14 protein-coding genes are annotated in these 15078 nt (G+C 70.6%); 10 read left to right on the forward strand and 4 right to left on the reverse strand.

Annotated features, from left to right (window positions below; translation table 11 throughout):
* The 3 genes from D7V93_RS20870 to D7V93_RS20880 all read left to right on the forward strand — a co-directional run.
* The coding region (locus D7V93_RS20870) for a right-handed parallel beta-helix repeat-containing protein (RefSeq protein WP_120645090.1) at nt 1-1492 on the forward strand (1492 nt) is incomplete at its 5' end.
* 54 nt (nt 1493-1546) lie between these two features.
* A complete protein-coding gene (locus D7V93_RS20875) occupies nt 1547-3505 on the forward strand; it encodes a PAS domain S-box protein (RefSeq protein WP_208723085.1) in 1959 nt (652 codons plus the stop codon).
* Nucleotides 3495-5417, forward strand: a complete 1923-nt coding sequence (locus D7V93_RS20880) for an ATP-binding protein (protein ID WP_120645091.1) — start codon at nt 3495-3497, stop codon at nt 5415-5417. Before D7V93_RS20875 ends, D7V93_RS20880 begins: the two co-directional genes overlap by 11 nt.
* A gap of 59 nt (nt 5418-5476) precedes the next feature.
* Here D7V93_RS20880 and D7V93_RS20885 read toward each other — a convergent pair whose 3' ends face one another.
* Nucleotides 5477-6358, reverse strand: a complete 882-nt coding sequence (locus D7V93_RS20885) for a cyclic di-GMP-binding domain-containing protein, MshE-related (RefSeq protein ID WP_120645092.1) — start codon at nt 6356-6358, stop codon at nt 5477-5479.
* 313 nt (nt 6359-6671) lie between these two features.
* Between D7V93_RS20885 and D7V93_RS20890 the strand changes: the two genes are divergently transcribed.
* From D7V93_RS20890 to D7V93_RS20905, 4 genes are all read left to right on the forward strand, one after another.
* On the forward strand, nt 6672-7415 hold the full coding sequence (locus tag D7V93_RS20890; protein ID WP_120645093.1) for a MotA/TolQ/ExbB proton channel family protein: 744 nt from the start codon (nt 6672-6674) through the stop codon (nt 7413-7415).
* A gap of 153 nt (nt 7416-7568) precedes the next feature.
* On the forward strand, nt 7569-8057 hold the full coding sequence (locus D7V93_RS20895) for an ExbD/TolR family protein (protein ID WP_120629553.1): 489 nt from the start codon (nt 7569-7571) through the stop codon (nt 8055-8057).
* A 17-nt stretch (nt 8058-8074) separates the two neighbouring features.
* Nucleotides 8075-8653, forward strand: a complete 579-nt coding sequence (locus D7V93_RS20900; RefSeq protein WP_120645094.1) for an ExbD/TolR family protein — start codon at nt 8075-8077, stop codon at nt 8651-8653.
* A gap of 115 nt (nt 8654-8768) precedes the next feature.
* Entirely contained in the window at nt 8769-9431 is a 663-nt protein-coding gene (locus D7V93_RS20905; RefSeq protein ID WP_120645095.1) for an HAD family hydrolase, read from the forward strand.
* Nucleotides 9432-9509: 78 nt separating this feature from the next.
* Here the strand turns inward: D7V93_RS20905 and D7V93_RS20910 are convergent, their stop codons facing one another.
* A complete protein-coding gene (locus D7V93_RS20910; RefSeq protein WP_120645096.1) occupies nt 9510-10640 on the reverse strand; it encodes a fatty acid desaturase family protein in 1131 nt (376 codons plus the stop codon).
* Between the two features lie 369 nt (nt 10641-11009).
* Between D7V93_RS20910 and D7V93_RS20915 the strand changes: the two genes are divergently transcribed.
* Complete coding sequence (locus D7V93_RS20915) at nt 11010-11216, forward strand: cold-shock protein (RefSeq protein WP_120613487.1); 207 nt, start codon at nt 11010-11012, stop codon at nt 11214-11216.
* Between the two features lie 92 nt (nt 11217-11308).
* Nucleotides 11309-11500, forward strand: coding sequence for a hypothetical protein (locus D7V93_RS20920; RefSeq protein ID WP_120613488.1), 192 nt, complete (start codon nt 11309-11311; stop codon nt 11498-11500).
* A gap of 116 nt (nt 11501-11616) precedes the next feature.
* Here D7V93_RS20920 and D7V93_RS20925 read toward each other — a convergent pair whose 3' ends face one another.
* Complete coding sequence (locus tag D7V93_RS20925; protein WP_120645097.1) at nt 11617-11838, reverse strand: hypothetical protein; 222 nt, start codon at nt 11836-11838, stop codon at nt 11617-11619.
* A 136-nt stretch (nt 11839-11974) separates the two neighbouring features.
* On the opposite strand from D7V93_RS20925, the gene espC reads away from it, so the two are divergent.
* A complete protein-coding gene (espC, locus tag D7V93_RS20930) occupies nt 11975-14512 on the forward strand; it encodes a serine histidine kinase EspC (protein WP_120645098.1) in 2538 nt (845 codons plus the stop codon).
* Between the two features lie 4 nt (nt 14513-14516).
* Here the strand turns inward: espC and D7V93_RS20935 are convergent.
* Nucleotides 14517-15078: YqaA family protein (locus D7V93_RS20935; RefSeq protein WP_341870948.1), on the reverse strand; the 562-nt coding region annotated here is incomplete at its 5' end.

The following is a 15078-nucleotide window of genomic DNA, read 5'->3' on the forward strand; positions in this document are numbered from 1 at the left end:
CACCCGTCCCGGCCCCGCGCCCGACGCCGGCACCGGCGGGGGCACCACCAGCGACCCCACGGATCCACCGCCTCCCACGGATCCACCTCCCACGACTCCGCCGCCGCCCGCGGCGCAGTACTCGCGCGTGCTCTGGGTGTCGCCCACGGGCAATGACTCCGCGGCCGGCACGGAGGCCCTGCCCCTGCGCACGGTGGCTCGAGCGCTGTCGCAGGTGAAGCCCGGTGAGGCGGTGTTCCTCATGTCCGGCACGTGGCGCGAGCGCGTGCAGCTCCAGGAGAAGCAGGGCACGGCCGCGAAGCCGCTCACGCTCCGGGCCGCGCCGGGCGCCACGGCCATCCTCAAGGGCGGCTCCATTGGCGCCACGGCCCTGGTGGACGTGAGCGGCGCGTACTGGAACCTCGAGGGGCTCACGGTGGACGTGGGCGGCGAGCGGACCTTCGCGGTGATGTGGCGGGGCGCGGGCGCGCACCACGGCGTGCTCAAGGGCAGCATCGTGAAGAACGGCACGGAGGGCTCGGGCGTCTACGTGACGGACAAGGCGCACGACGTCCTCATCGCGGACAACGAGATCTTCAACTTCGACCAGGGGGAGGTGGACAGCCACGGCGTCACGGTGCAGACCTCCGCGAGCAACGTGGTGGTGCGCGGCAATGACATCCACCACAACTCCGGCGACGGCGTGCAGTGCCTGGGCCCGGAGGGCGGCGCCACGTCACCGGGCACGCCGTTCGACAACCTGCTCGTGGAGGGCAACCAGCTCCACGACAACCGGGAGAACGGCGTGGACATCAAGACGTGCACGCACGTCACGCTGCGCGGCAACACCATCTACAACCACCGCAGCGTGTCCACCTCCGCGGGCGAGGGCGTCATCGTCCACCTGTCCCCCTCCGACATCACGCTGGAGGACAACGTCTTCTACGCCAACGCGCGCGCCATCCAGATTGGCGGCTACCGCGAGGGCGCGCCGCCCACCCGCGTCCTCATCCGCCGCAACGTCATCCACGACGGCCTGGGCGCGTCCGAGGGCGAGGAGGGCACCGGCATCCGCGTGGACACCTCCGCGGACGTGAAGGTGCAGCAGAACACCGTGTGGAACCTGAGCGGCGCGTGCCTCATCTTCGGCGAGGGCTCCTCCGGCGCGAACCAGGGCCTGGACGTGCGCAACAACATCTTCTCCGGCTGTGGCATCGCCGCGCGCGGCGGGCCTTCCCGCGGCAACGCGGTGGTGGACGGCAACCTCTACTTCCTGAGCGGGAGCGCGGTGTCGTTCCGCCTGGACAACGCCGCGGTGGGGCTGGCGGACTGGCGCTCGACGGCTGGCCTGGACAAGCGCTCCCAGGAGCGCGCCCCGGGCTTCGTCAACACCGGCGCGGACGACTACCACCTGTCCACCGGGTCCGCCGCGCGCGAGGCCGGCCTGTCCCTGGGCCTGCCCTTCTGTGGCACGGCGCCGGACCAGGGCGCCTTCGAGTCTGGCTGCCCCTGACCCCAGGGGAGGTGTAGACTCCGGGCCCCCTCGCTCCGGAGTCTTCCGCCCCCCGTGCCGGCCCCGTCGGAACCCGCCTTCGGTATCGTCCTCGTCCCACCGGTCTCGGTTGCCCGCGAGCCCCTGAACGCCGCCGCCGAGCGCGCGGGGCTGCGCGTGGTGGACAACCCGGACGATGCCGCCCTGGCGTTGGTGGACCTCACCGCGCCCGGCTGCGGCCCCGCGGTGGTGGAGCTGCTCACGTCCCTCAATGGGCCGCACCTGACGCTGCTCGCGCTGGTGTCGCCGGATCCGCGCGGCTTCGCCGCCGTGGACACGCTGCGCCCCACCGACATCCTCACCCACCAGGGGCTGCCGCACGAGCTCACCTGGCGCCTGCAGCGCGCCGCCGAGCGCCACCGCGAGCGCGAGGAGCAGGCCCGCAGCCAGACGGACCTGGCGCTGCTGCTGGAGCTCACCGCCGACTACGCGGAGAGCTCCGACGTGGAGGCGCTCCTGCACGGCGTGACGCGGCGGCTCGCCGAACAGCTGGACATCGCGCGCGCCACGCTGGTGATGCTGGGCGGCGGCGCGGACGAGGGCATCATCGTCGCCGCCAGCGACGACCCGGGCCTCAAGGACCTGCGAATCGACCTGGCGCGCTACCCGGAAATCCGAGAGGTCGTGCGCACCGGCAAGCCGGTGGTGATGCAGGAGGCGGCGACGCACCCGCTCCTGGGCGACCTGGAGCGCCGGGCCGTGGCCGCGCGGGGCATCCACGCCATCGCCGCGCTGCCCCTGCCCATCCGGGGCGAGGTGCGCGGCGTGCTGCTGCTGCGCGCGGCCGGACGCAGGCGGGCCTTCAGCGCCCGTGAAATCGACTTCCTCACCACGGTGGCGCACGCCACGGCGGTGGCCCTGCGGAGCGCGTCGGTGCTCCAGTCGGTGCAGACCGCGCGGCTGGCGGCGGAGGAGAAGGCGGCTTCCTTCAAACCCTACCAGCTCTTCTTCGCGCACGTGAGCGAGGGCGTGGCCATCCTCGACGACAAGGCCGGGGTGCTGTCGCTCAACCCCTCCGGCGCGCAGATGCTGGACACGACCGCGAACGAAGCGCGCGGCAAGCACCTGAATCAAATCACCCAGCCGCTGGACGAAGGCGTGCTGATGGAGCTGGTGACGTCCGCGTCACGGGGCGAGGCGCGCTCGGGCGTGGACGTGGTGGTGCGCACGCCGGCGGGCCGGTGCCTCACGCTGTCCATGTCCGCGGCGCCGCTGCGCGACGAGGACGCGGCCACCATCCTGTCGTTCCGGGACGTGACGCACGCGCGCAAGCTGGAGGACGAGCTGCGCAACACGAAGGACTTCCTGGAGCGGCTCATCGACTCGTCGGTGGACGCCATCATCGCCGCCGACCTGAAGGGGCGCATCATCCTCTTCAACAAGGGCGCGGAGGCCATGTGCGGCTACACCGCCGCGGAGGCCCAGGAGAAGCTCACCGTCCTGCAGCTCTACCCGCCCGGCGTCGCCCAGCGCGTGATGGCGCAGCTGCGAAGCCCGGAGCTGGGAGGGCGCGGCCGGCTGTCGCTCATCCGCCAGGAGCTGATGCACCGCTCCGGCGAGCGCGTGCCCGTCAACATGACGGCCTCCATCGTCTACGAGGGCGGTCGCGAGTCCTTCAGCGTCGGCATCTTCACCGACCTCCGGGACCGGGTGCAGCTGGAGCGCAAGCTGTCGGACGTGGAGACCCGGCTGGAGGAGAGCGAGAAGAGCGCGGTCATCGTCGCGCTCGCCGGCACCGCGGCCCATGAGCTCAACCAGCCCCTCACGTCCGTGATGGGCTACGCGGAGCTGCTCAAGCGCAAGCTCAAGGAGGACGACTTCGCCTGGAGGCCGGTGGACATCATCTACCGCGAGGCGGAGCGCATGGCGGAGATCGTCCGGAAGATCGGGAAGATCACCCGCTACGAGACGAAGTCGTACGTGGGGGCGCAGCAGATCCTCGACCTCGACAAGGCCACCTCCCATGAAGAGTGAGGTCCGCGCCGTGCGTCCGCCCGGAACCCCGGCCCCCGACGCCTTCCAGGCCTTCTTCGACGCGCTCGACGAGCCCGCGGCCCTCTGTGACGCGGCCCTGCGCGTCGCGGCCGTGAACCCCGCGCTGCGCCGCTTCTGCGCGGAGCGCGGCATCGCCGTGGAGGTCGTGGAGCAGGCCCTGACGGACGCCACCGCGCCCGAGGACGGCCACTCCCACGAGATGGACGTCGTGCTCCAGGACGGCACCTCGCTGGTGCTCACCCTGTCGCGCAAGGCGGACACCGTGGCGGTGCGCGCCCGGGTGGACACGGAGGTCATCAGCGGCCGGCTGGTGGTGGCCGAGCGCGCCCTGCTGGAGCAGGCGCGCACCGAGGGCGTGCTGCTGGACCTGGGCCGCAGCGTGGCGGAGGTGGGCGGCGAGGAGGAGCTGGTGGCGGCGGTGGCGCGCGGGGTGAAGGAGCTGTTCCCCGGCCGCTCGTTCTGCATCCGCATCGTGGATGCGCGCACCGGGGGCCTCACGTCCCTCTACGCCGAGGGGCGGCTCAAGGAGGGCGCGCACGAGCCGCTGGTGCTCTTCCAGCGCTCGGTGGAGAAGACGAACCTGCCGCTGTCGTCCCTGCCGCGGGGCCGGGTGAGCATCTCGGAGGAGGTGCCGCTGCTCTTCCACGGCAGCACCCGCGCGGTGAGCGCGCCCCTGGTCGCGAGCGGCCAGCTCTTCGGCGCCATCAACATGGAGTACCCGGACGGCCTGGACGCGGACGTCGCGCACGACGAGCGCGTGCTGCTCCAGCTGGCAAGCCAGGTCGCCGTCGCCGTGAAGAACGCGAAGCTCATCGACGAGCTCACGTTCGTGCGCAAGTACCTGGAGGAGCTGCTGGAGAAGGCCAACGCGCTCATCCTGGTGGTGAACCGGGACAAGCAGGTGGTGGTCTTCAACCAGGCCCTGAGCGCGCTCACCGGCCTCTCCAAGGACCAGGTGCTGGGGCGCGACTTGTCCTCGCTGGTGGCGAGCAGCGAACAACTGCGCCTCGCCCCCGTGCTGGCGGCGGCCATGCGCGGCGAGTCCGTGAACAACTTCGAGACGCGCCTGCTCACCCGCGACGGCGGCGAGGTGCGCGTGTCCTTCGCCACCTCCTCCATGCTCACCCAGCCGGGCGAGGTGGAGGGCGTCATCGCCATTGGCCAGGACGTCACGGTGGTGAAGGAGCTGGAGAAGCGCATCATCCACGCGGAGAAGCTGGCCTCCATCGGTCAGCTCGCGGCCAGCGTGGTGCATGAAATCAACAACCCCATGACGGCGGTGGCGACGTACGCGGACGCGCTCCTGCAGCGCTCCCGGATGACGCCGGGCGCGAACCCGGCCGACCAGGAGAAGCTGCGGAAGATATTGGAGAGCAGCCACCGCATCCTGCGCTTCACCCGCGACCTGGTCAGCTACGCGCGCCCCGCGCAGGACCGGCCGGAGCAGGTGGCGCTCAACGCCGTCGTGGACATGGCGGTGGGTTTCTGCGAGCACGTCGTGTCCCAGGCGCGCGTCACCGTGCACCGCGAGTACGCGGGAGACGTGCCGCCCCTGGCCGCGGTGCGCGCCAACCTGGTGCAGGTGTTCGTCAACCTCATCACCAACGCCTGCCACGCGATGGCGCCGGGCGGAGAGGTGCACCTGTCCACCGCGCAGGAGGGGCAGGAGGCCGTGGTGCGTGTGCGCGACACCGGCACCGGCATCGAGCCGCGCAACCTGTCGCGCATCTTCGAGCCCTTCTTCACCACCAAGCCCGAAGGCCGGGGCACGGGCCTGGGCCTGTCCATCTGCCAGGGCATCGTGGAGAACCACGGCGGCCGCCTCACCGTGGAGAGCGCCCTGGGGCAGGGCACCACCTTCACCGTGCGGCTGCCGCTGGCGCTGGGCTGAAGAGAGCCGGGGCGTCTCCAGAGCTTCGGGGAGCTTCGGGGAGCTTCGGGCCCCTGGCTTCAGCCCTCGCCGCCCTCGTCGTCCAGCTCGCGCCGGAACTCCTCGTTCGTCAGCAGGCCCTTGCGCGCCATGATGCGCATCAGGGCCCAGAAGCGGCGCTCCAACTCCTCCAGCCTGTCCGGCTCCTCGCGCGCCGCCTGGCCGAAGAGGTAGTCCAGATCATCCAGCACCCCGCCCGCGGGGGCCCCCGGGCGCGCCTTGGGCTTCTCTCCCGCCGGGCTCGCGCCGGTGCTCCGGCGCCGCTTCGCCTGCTCCTCGCGCTCGCGGATCAGCTCCGCCAGCGACGTGCGCTGCGTCTTCTCCGCCGCCGGCAGCTCCTCCCCGACGATGACCTCCTCGTCGTCGTCCACCGTCGCCGGACGCGCGGGGGGCGGAGCGGGCCTTGCAGGGGCCGCGGGCCTTGCAGGCGCCGCGCCGGGGCGGGGGCCGGCCGCCACGGGCACCTTGTGGTAGTAGCGCAGGATGGCGCCGCGCACGGCGGACAGCGCCGTCACCCGGCCGCTGACCTTCAGGCCGCTGGTGAATTCAATCTCCTCGATGGCGGTGATGTTGAGCGGGTCCGCCATGGCCACCACCAGCTGGCGCCGGCCGCCCACGCTCTCCAGCGCGAAGGGGAACAGGTCGTGCTGTTCGCAGAAGCGCGCGCGCAGCAGGTGCACCGCCGCCCAGTCCGGGGTGATCGCCGCCAGGTCCACCTGGGGCATCCCCAGCGCTTCACTGAGCGCCTGGGCGAGCGTCGCCTCCGTGATGGCGCCCTGACCGATGAGCGTCACCCCCAGCCGCTGCCGCGTCTGTCGCTGGGCCGCGAGCCCCGCCTCCAGCTGGGCGGGCGTGATCGCGCCCCGTTCCACCAGCAGCTCCCCGATGCGCTTCCTGGCCATGGTTTCCCGCCCTAACACGGCATTCAGAGGTGCCCAAATCGCTGGCACGCCTGGGGCGGAAGCCACGGCAAAGGGCTCGCCATGTACCCTGGTCAGCGGCTTGGCAAGCCGCGCGCCAACGCAAAATTCCTGTGAGATTTCAGGATCTAACGCTGAGGGTGCCTGCCTTGACACCTCTGGAAGCGGTTCCTAGACTCGCGCCACCGTGATCCAATATTCCTGCTGACGACCTGGGTGGATGTCCACCCGGCCGGAAGCAGTCCGGAACGGCTCGCAAGCGCGAGTCTCGCCGCCCATCTGGAGGCCATCAGTGATGAACCTGGGGTTTGTAGCCAATCTGTCCGTTCTCGCCAACGCTGGCGGAGGCAATGAGACGTTCCTCCAAGAGCTGGGCCGCCGCTGGGAGTCCGGTCAGGCCGGCATGTACCCCATCGCGGTGTGTCTCGTGGTGGCGCTGTCCATCATCATCGAGCGCAGCATCGTCCTGTTCGGCAAGGCCTCCATCAACAAGGAAGGCTTCCTGCGCGGGCTGAAGAAGCACATCTACGCGGGCGACCTGGACAAGGCCATCAACTACGTGGCCGGCCAGAAGAACACGCCGCTGACCAACGTCATCAAGGCCGGTCTGATGAACGTCCCCAAGGGCCAGGAAGAGGTCCAGGCGGCGCTCGACGAGGCCAGCCTGCGTGAGACGCCGAAGCTGGAGGCGCGCACGGGCTACCTGGCGATGCTCGGCAACGCGGCCATGCTCGCCGGTCTGCTCGGAACGGTGAACGGTCTCATCACCTGCTTCGAGGCCGTGGCGAACGTGAACCCGGCCGACAAGGCGACCATTCTGGCGAACGGTATTTCTGAAGCCATGAACTGCACGGGCTTCGGGCTGCTGACGGCCATCCCGGCGCTGATCGCGTTCTCCGTGCTGATGGGCCGCACCCAGGGCCTCATCAACGACATCAACGAGACCAGCGTGTCCGTGCTGAACCTCATCGTGGCCAACCGCGACAAGTTCAAGAACCTGAACATCCCGGCCGCCGCCCACGCGCACGCCGAGGAGTAGTCCTCCTCGCGGCAGCGCAGGTTGGAACCGGATGCACCGGCGCGCTGTCTGGTAGCCCCGAGGTGGTGGACCCAGACAGTCGCGCCCTTTCCTGAAACTTCTTGAAACGTCGTTCGTGCGCGAAGAGCGCGGTAGAGCAGGGAGGTAGTCGCCATGGCCGGCGGAATGGATCTGGGCACAGGTGGGAAGGGTGGCAAGAAGCCGCTCGATACCGCCATCAACATGGTGCCCTTCATCGACCTGATGGCAGTGACCATCAGCTTCCTCATCATGACGGCGGTCTGGACCCAGATCGGCCGTCTCCAGGTGTCGCAGGCTGGCGGGGCCTCCACGGACGAGCAGCAGGAGGAGGAGAAGACCAAGACGGTCCAGCTCACCCTCCTGGTGTCGCCCACGGAGATGCGCCTCACCGCCGACCAGAGCGCCTTCGACCCCATTCCCCTCACCCGGGATGACAAGGGCCGGCCGGACCTGACCAAGCTGGTGGCGCGCTTCAAGGAATTGAAGGCGCAGCTGCCGGATCAGGCCGCCATCACCCTCCAGACCGAGGACCTGGTCCGCTACGAGGACCTGGTTCGCATCATCGACGAGTGCATTGGCTCTGGGTTGCCCCAGGTGTCCGTGTCCGCGGCGATGGGCTAACAGGAGCACTTCAAGCCATGGGTATCAAGGTTCCGGGTAAGCGGTACGGCAAGCGGCTGGAGCACTCCAAGGTCTTCGGCCACGGCGGGCACGGCAAGAAGAACGGGAACGCCGACCTGCTCATCACCCCGCTCGTCGACATGTTCGTCATCATCGTGCTCTTCCTCATCGCGAACTTCTCCGCGACGGGTGAGGTGCTGATGATGACCAAGGACATCCAGCTTCCCGAGGCGGTCAACGTCAAGGAAGTGGAGATGCATCCGGTGGTGATGGTGTCCAACGACCAGGTCAGCGTGTCGGGCACCATCGTGGGCCGGGTGGAGGACCTCACGAAGGACGAGTACCTCAACATCCCCGCGCTGGAAGAGAAGCTGCGCGACATGAAGAAGCAGTTCGAAGACCTCCACGCCATGGCGAACGGCACGGACGGCTTCAAGGGTGACGTGAACATCCAGGCCAACAAGGACGTTCAGTTCAAGGTCATCAAGCGCGTGATGTTCAGCTGCGCCACGGCGGGCTACAACAACATCAACTTCGCCGTCATCCAGGCCGGTGGCGCGGCCGCCGGTGAGAAGACCGCCGCCGCCACCCCGTAGGTTTTTGCTCGCGGCGGGCCCCGGCCGGTTCCGGGGTCCGCGCTCTACCAACAGACGCCCTGACCCCCTCGTGGGTCGGGGCGTTCGCGTTTCTGCAAGAAAGGCCGTCGTCGTCATGCCCGCCCTGCGCGCTGTCATCTTCGACTTGGATGGGACGCTGGTGGACTCGCTGGGGGACATCGCCACGGCGATGAACCACGCGCTCGTCCAGCACGGCCTCCCGCCGCACCCGGAAGACGCCTACCTGCTGTTCGTGGGCGAGGGCGTGGCCCGGCTCGCGGAGAGGGCCACCGGCGGGGCGGACCCGGCGCTCCAGGGCGAGGTGCTGGCCACCTACCACGCCTACTACGACGCGCACCTGTTCGACCGGACGCGCGCCTACCCGGGCGTGGTGGACGTGCTCACCGCGCTCCACGCGGACGGCGTGCGGCTGGGCGTGCTCAGCAACAAGTCCGACGACTTCGTGAAGCGGCTCGCCGCGAGGCTGCTGCCGGGCGTGTCCTTCACGGCCGTGTACGGCGAGCGGCCGGGCATCCCGCGCAAGCCGGACCCCACGTCGGCCCTGGCCCTGGCGGAGGAGCTGGGCGTGCCGCCGGATGCGTGCGGCTTCGTGGGGGACACCTCCATCGACATGGACACCGCGCGGGCGGCGGGCATGTACGGCGTGGGTGTCACCTGGGGCTTCCGGACGGCGGCGGAGCTCCACGCGCACGGGGCGCGGGCCGTCGTGTTCACGGCCGAGGGCCTGCTGGCCGTGCTGCGCGACGCGAGCCCCTGAGGCACCCACGAAGAAGGGGCCGCCTCCTTCGTGAGGAGGGCGGCCCCTTGGGAGGCTTCCAGGAGGCTTCCTGGTGGCTCAGGCCGCCACGGCGAGCTCGGGCTTCGGCTCGTCGGAGGCGACCACCGCGGGCTGCTTGCCCAGCTGCTTGAGCATCCGGTAGTGCGAACCCACCGCGCCCAGGAACGTCTCCGCCTCCGGGTAGGGCAGGCCGTGCTCCTTGGCCGTCGCCTGGACGATTTCGCTCAGCGCCGGGTAGTGGATGCTGCACACCTTGGGGAACAGGTGGTGCTCGATCTGGTAGTTGAGCCCGCCCACGTACCAGCTCAGCACGCGGTTCTTGCGGGCGAAGTTCGCCGTGGTGCGCAGCTGGTGCACCATCCACGCGTCCTCCACGTTGCCGCCCTGATCCGGCACGGGGAACGCCGTGTCCTCCACCACGTGGGCCAGCTGGAAGACGATGCCCAGGATGAAGCCCGCGGTCATGTGCATGGCGAGCAGGCCCACCGCGAACTGCCACCAGGTCACGTTCAGGACCATCCACGGGATGACCAGCGTCCAGCCGTAGTACACGGCCTTCATGCCAATCAGGCGCGCCCACTCGGCCGGTGCGTGCTTCTTGTCCTTGTAGGGGCCCAGGTCCTTCTGGAAGAAGTACTTGTAGTCCTTGGCGAAGACCCAGAAGACGGTGGTCAGCGAGTAGGCCAGGAACGCGTACAGGTGCTGCGCGCGGTGGTACGGCTTCCACTCGGAATGGGGCGAAAGCCGCAGCTGCGGGCTCACCGTCAGGTCCTCGTCCATGCCCTGGATGTTCGTGTACGTGTGGTGCAGGACGTTGTGGGTGATGCGCCACATGTAGCTGTTCGCCCCGATGAGGTCGAACGCCAGGCCCACCGCCGTGTTCACGCGGGGGTTGTCGCTGTAGGAGCCGTGCACGCCGTCGTGGCCCACGCAGAAGCCGATGCCCGCGATGCCCGCGCCCATCAGCACCGCCATGCCCAGCATGGCCCAGGGGCCGAACCACCCGGTGAGCAGCAGGCCGTACGTGCCGAAGGTGAAGCCCAGGATGGCCAGGGCCTTCACGTACATGGCGCCGTTGGCTCGCTGGGAGAGGTTCCGGGTCTCGAAGTATTCGGAGACCTTGCGCTTCAGGTCCTCGGCGAAGGACGCATCGCGCTGGCCGAAGGTCACACGGATGGGAGCGGTCACGGGGAGGGGCGCCTCATGGGTCGGTGCGAAGGGGTGGAACGGGACTGGCGGCGCGCAGGATAGGACACGTCGGTGTGGAAGTGTTCGGAGCTGGAAACTATTCCAGCCCTCCCCTCGAACACCGGGGCCCGGGGGAAGTGTCCCTTCCCCGGCCGCCTGGAGCGTCAGCCAGCGGGAAATGGACGGCCCCGTGAAGGCGTTTCACCGCAGGACCCGGGTTGTTACGTTGGATGGCGTGAGCCCGTGCTGGGAGTGGTTCCCGGCTCGACTTCATGGCTGTTCAGGGCTAAGGCGCGGTCTACGTCCCAAAAGCAGGGGCGGGCAGTCTGGCGATGAAGCCTTACTGTCAGTGGGAGAAGGAAGCAGATTATGGCAAGTGGTACGGTGAAGTGGTTCAATGATGCGAAGGGCTTCGGCTTCATCACGCAGGACAGCGGTGGTCCGGACGTGTTCTGCCACCACACGGCCATCGTCGCGGACGGCTTCCGCACCCTGGCCGAAGGCCAGAAGGTGGAGTTCGAAGTGAAGAAGGGCCCGAAGGGGCTCCAGGCGGAGAACGTCCGCCCGGTCGGCTGAGCCTTCCGGCTCTGCTGCTTTTCACTCATCCACGAGGTCCGGCCTTGAACGAGGCCGGGCCTCTTTTTCGCTAATTTTTCCCGGGAGGTCCCATGCAGGGAAGGTCCACGAAGCGGCAGAAGGAGATGGCGCGCCAGCAGAAGCAGCGCGAGAAGGACACCAAGAAGGCCGAGCGCAAGACGGAGAAGGATCAGCGTCCGGCGCGGGCCCCAGGTGAGGAGGATCCGGACATCGCCGGCATCGTCCCCGGGCCCCAGCCGTTGCCCGAGGCCTTCAACAGCTAGCACGGCCTGAAAAGCCAACCGCCCCGGCCTGTGCAGGCGCCGGGGCGGCGGTAGGAGGGGGCCGGCAGGCCCCTTTTTCATGCCCGCCCCTGTTCGCGGGCGGGCGCGGGACGGGCTCAGCCGGCGCCGTAGCGCAGCCGCTCCCGATCCTCCGCGCGGTTGAACGCGGTGGCCGCGGCGATGACGTGGCACACCCAGCCCAGCACCCCGCCCGTGCCCAGCCAGAAGCCGGGGGTGATGATGAGCCAGAAGACCCCGCGCAGGATGTCTCCGTTGTAGATCTGCCCCACGCCAGGGATGAAGAACGACAGCAGCGCAGCAAGACCGGGACGCGACATGGATTCGTTCCTCCTTGCCCGGGGATACGGCCCGCCGGGGCACCCATTGCATCCCCTGGTGGACACCGCCTGCCTGCCCGGTGGGCGGGCCCGCGGAGGGAGTGCAAACGGGTCGCCGTCCCCGCTAGCATGACGCATGTTCCTCCGGCCCTGTCATCCAGGCCCGGAGGCACCGGGGGGAGTCATCATCCAAGGTCAGCAGCAGGCCCGTGCGGCGTCGTCGTTCCCGGTCCGGGGCCTGGCCGAAGGCCTGGCGCTGGTGGGCATGTACCTCGTGGCCGCGCGCGTGGGGCTGTTGCTGGCGGCGGAGGACAGCCACATCGGACCGGTCTGGCTGTCGTCGGGCGTGGCGCTGGGCGGACTGCTGCTGCTGGGGCTGTCGCGCTGGCCCGCCGTCTTCGTGGGCGCTGCGCTGGTGGCGCTCACGCTGGAGATGCCCTCCGGGGTGGTGCTGGCCATCGCCGTCGGGTCGACGCTGGAGGCGGTGGTGGGGGCCATGCTGCTGCGCCGGGTGGCGTGCTCGCGGGAATTGCACCGCGTGCGCGACGTCGCGTGGCTGGGCGCGGCGGCCGGGCTGGGCGCGCTCATGGCCGCGGCCATGGGCCCGCTGGGCCTCGTGGTGGCGGGCGTGCTGCCGCTCGCGCAGTGGTGGCCGGGGGCCTGGCTGTGGTGGATGGCGGACCTGCTGGGCGTCCTGCTGGTGACGCCGCCGCTGCTGCTGCTGCGCAGGCCCCGGCGCGTGCGGGCGGCGTGGGAGATGGGCGTGCTGCCGGCGGCGACGGTGGCGGTGTGCGTGGGCGTCTTCGCCTTCCCGCAGCCGGGCTCCGGTTCCGCGCACGCGCTGGCGTTCCTGCTCTTCCCGCTGTCGGCCTGGGCGGCCCTGCGCTTCGGGCCCCGGGGCGCGGCGCTGTCCTCGCTGTTCATCGCCATGGCGGCCATCGCCGGCACCGCGCGGGGGCTGGGGCCGTTCTTCACGGCCGGCGCGCTGCCGCAGGGGCTGGTGGTGCTGCAGCTCTTCATCGGCATCACCGCGCTGACGGGCCTGCTGCTCGCGGCGGCCCGCGCGGAGCGCCGTCAGGCGGTGGAGGTGCTGGAGCTGCTCGCGACCACCGTGCGCGCGGTGCACGAAGGGGTGCTCATCTGCGAGGTGCGCGAGCCGGGCGTGCTGCACACGGTGTTCGCCAACGAGGCGCTGTGCGCGCTCGTGGGCCGGCGGCGCGAGGAGCTGGTGGGCGCGCCCCCCGGGGCGCTGCTCGCGTCGGGCGACAGCGGGGAGCGGCTGCGGCTGGCGGAGGCGCTGCGCGAGGAGCGGTCGCTGCGCGCGGAGGTGGCCCTGACGCGGCCGGATGGCACGCGGGTGTGGAGCGAGATGCAGCTGTCCCCGGTGCGCGCGGACGGCGAGGCCGTGACGCACTTCGTGGCCACCCACCGCGACGTCACCGCGACGAAGGAGCTGCAGGCCCGCCTGGTGGCGGCCGAGCGCGTGGCCGCGGTGGGGACGCTGGCCGCGGGCGTGGGCCATGAAATCAACAACCCGCTGGCGTACCTGGCGCTGAATCTGGAGGCCGCCCAGCGCAGCCTCGCCGCGGAGGGCGCGGAGGCCCCCGCGCGCGTGCGCGACGCCCTGGGCAGCGTGCGCGGGGCGCAGGAGGGCGCCGAGCGCATCCGCCTCATCGTGAGGGACCTGCAGGTGTTCAGCCGCGAGGGCGCCCCCGAGCGCGGGCTGGTGGACCTGAACGCGCTGGTGCCGCCCGCGGTGCGCGTCGTGCTCCACGCGCTTCGGCCCCGCGCGCGGCTGGTGGAGCAGTTCGGGCCGGTGCCCCGGGTGCTGGGCAGCGAGGCGCGGCTGGGCCAGGTGCTGCTCAACCTGCTGGTGAACGCCATGCAGGCCATCCCGGAGGGGGACCCCGCCCGCAACGAGGTGCGCGTGCGCACCGGCACGGCGCCGTCCGGCCACGCGCGCGTCGAGGTGGAGGACACCGGCGGGGGCATCCCCCCGGACGTGCTGCCGCGCATCTTCGACCCGTTCTTCACCACCAAGGGCAGCGGGGAGGGCACCGGCCTGGGGCTCGCCATCTGCCAGCAGATCATCCGCACGCACGGGGGCGAACTGCACGCGCACAGCGTGCCGGGCCAGGGCGCCACCTTCACGCTGCTGCTGCCGCCCGCGCCCGTGCAGAGCGCGGGGCCTTCCGTGTCGCCGCTCCTGCGCGGAAACGCGCGAGGCGCGGAGGCGTCCCCGGGCGCGCTCCCAGGCCGGCGGGGCCGGGTGCTCATCGTGGACGACGAGCCCCGGCTGGCGCAGTCCATGCGCCTGCTCCTGGAGCCCTACCACGACGTCGTCACCGCCACCGGCGGCGAGGACGCGCTGGCGCGGGTGGCGGGGGGCGAGCCCTTCGACGTGGTGCTGTGCGACCTGCAGATGCCGGGCATGGACGGCATCGCGGTGTACCGGCGGCTGGTGGCGGAGGCGCCCGTGCTGGTGTCCCGGGTGGTGTTCATCTCCGGCGGCGTGTCGTCACCGGAGGCCCGCGCGTTCATGGAGACGGTGAGCAACCCGGTGCTGGAGAAGCCGGTGCGCCCGGACGTGCTGCTGTCCACGGTGGAGGCCACGCTCGCGAGCGTGGCGCGGGAGGAGGCGCGCGGCGCGGTGGGCGCCACGGGCCTGGGCTAGCGCGTCAGACGCGCAGCCACTTGCGCGCGGTGGGGCCGAAGAAGCGCACCACGCTGCCCACCAGGAAGAAGCGCACCGAGCGGCCGATGATGGACGCCAGCAGGAAGCGCTCCAGCGGCACCGACACGAGCCCGCTGCCAATGGCGACGATCTTGAACGGCGTGGGCAGGATGGAGCACAGGAGCGCCAGCACCCAGAAGTTGCGCCCCAGCAGCTCTCCCACCGTGCCGGACACGCCGAAGCGGTCCACGCGCACGTCCAGGTCGATGTGCAGGAGCTGCGCGATGCCTTCACCCACACCCGCGCCCAGGCCGTAGCCGATGAGGCCTCCCACCAGGCTCGCCAGGGTGCCCAGCAGACAGTAGCGCACCCACTTCTTCGGCTGGGCGAGCACCATGGGGACGAGGATGGCGAACGGGGGGATGGGGAAGACGGACCCGTCCACCACGGACACCGCCATCATCGTGGCCAGCGCGTGGGGCGTGGAGGCCGCGGCTTCCACGCGCAGGTACAGCCGGCGGTACCAGGACAGCTTGGAGGCATCCACGGCGGGGGTGGCCGGGGCC

Origin of the sequence: Corallococcus llansteffanensis, assembly GCF_003612055.1 — a bacterium.
GTDB lineage: Bacteria > Myxococcota > Myxococcia > Myxococcales > Myxococcaceae > Corallococcus > Corallococcus llansteffanensis.

What these genes read in the sequence shown, in the direction of transcription:
- D7V93_RS20880 (WP_120645091.1), top strand. Translation starts at nt 3,495, where the DNA reads ATGAAGAGTGAGGTCCGCGCCGTGCGTCCGCCCGGAACCCCGGCCCCC.
- D7V93_RS20885 (WP_120645092.1), bottom strand. Translation starts at nt 6,358, where the DNA reads ATGGCCAGGAAGCGCATCGGGGAGCTGCTGGTGGAACGGGGCGCGATC.
- D7V93_RS20890 (WP_120645093.1), top strand. Translation starts at nt 6,672, where the DNA reads ATGAACCTGGGGTTTGTAGCCAATCTGTCCGTTCTCGCCAACGCTGGC.
- D7V93_RS20895 (WP_120629553.1), top strand. Translation starts at nt 7,569, where the DNA reads ATGGCCGGCGGAATGGATCTGGGCACAGGTGGGAAGGGTGGCAAGAAG.
- D7V93_RS20900 (WP_120645094.1), top strand. Translation starts at nt 8,075, where the DNA reads ATGGGTATCAAGGTTCCGGGTAAGCGGTACGGCAAGCGGCTGGAGCAC.
- D7V93_RS20905 (WP_120645095.1), top strand. Translation starts at nt 8,769, where the DNA reads ATGCCCGCCCTGCGCGCTGTCATCTTCGACTTGGATGGGACGCTGGTG.
- D7V93_RS20915 (WP_120613487.1), top strand. Translation starts at nt 11,010, where the DNA reads ATGGCAAGTGGTACGGTGAAGTGGTTCAATGATGCGAAGGGCTTCGGC.
- D7V93_RS20920 (WP_120613488.1), top strand. Translation starts at nt 11,309, where the DNA reads ATGCAGGGAAGGTCCACGAAGCGGCAGAAGGAGATGGCGCGCCAGCAG.
- D7V93_RS20925 (WP_120645097.1), bottom strand. Translation starts at nt 11,838, where the DNA reads ATGTCGCGTCCCGGTCTTGCTGCGCTGCTGTCGTTCTTCATCCCTGGC.
- espC (WP_120645098.1), top strand. Translation starts at nt 11,975, where the DNA reads ATGTTCCTCCGGCCCTGTCATCCAGGCCCGGAGGCACCGGGGGGAGTC.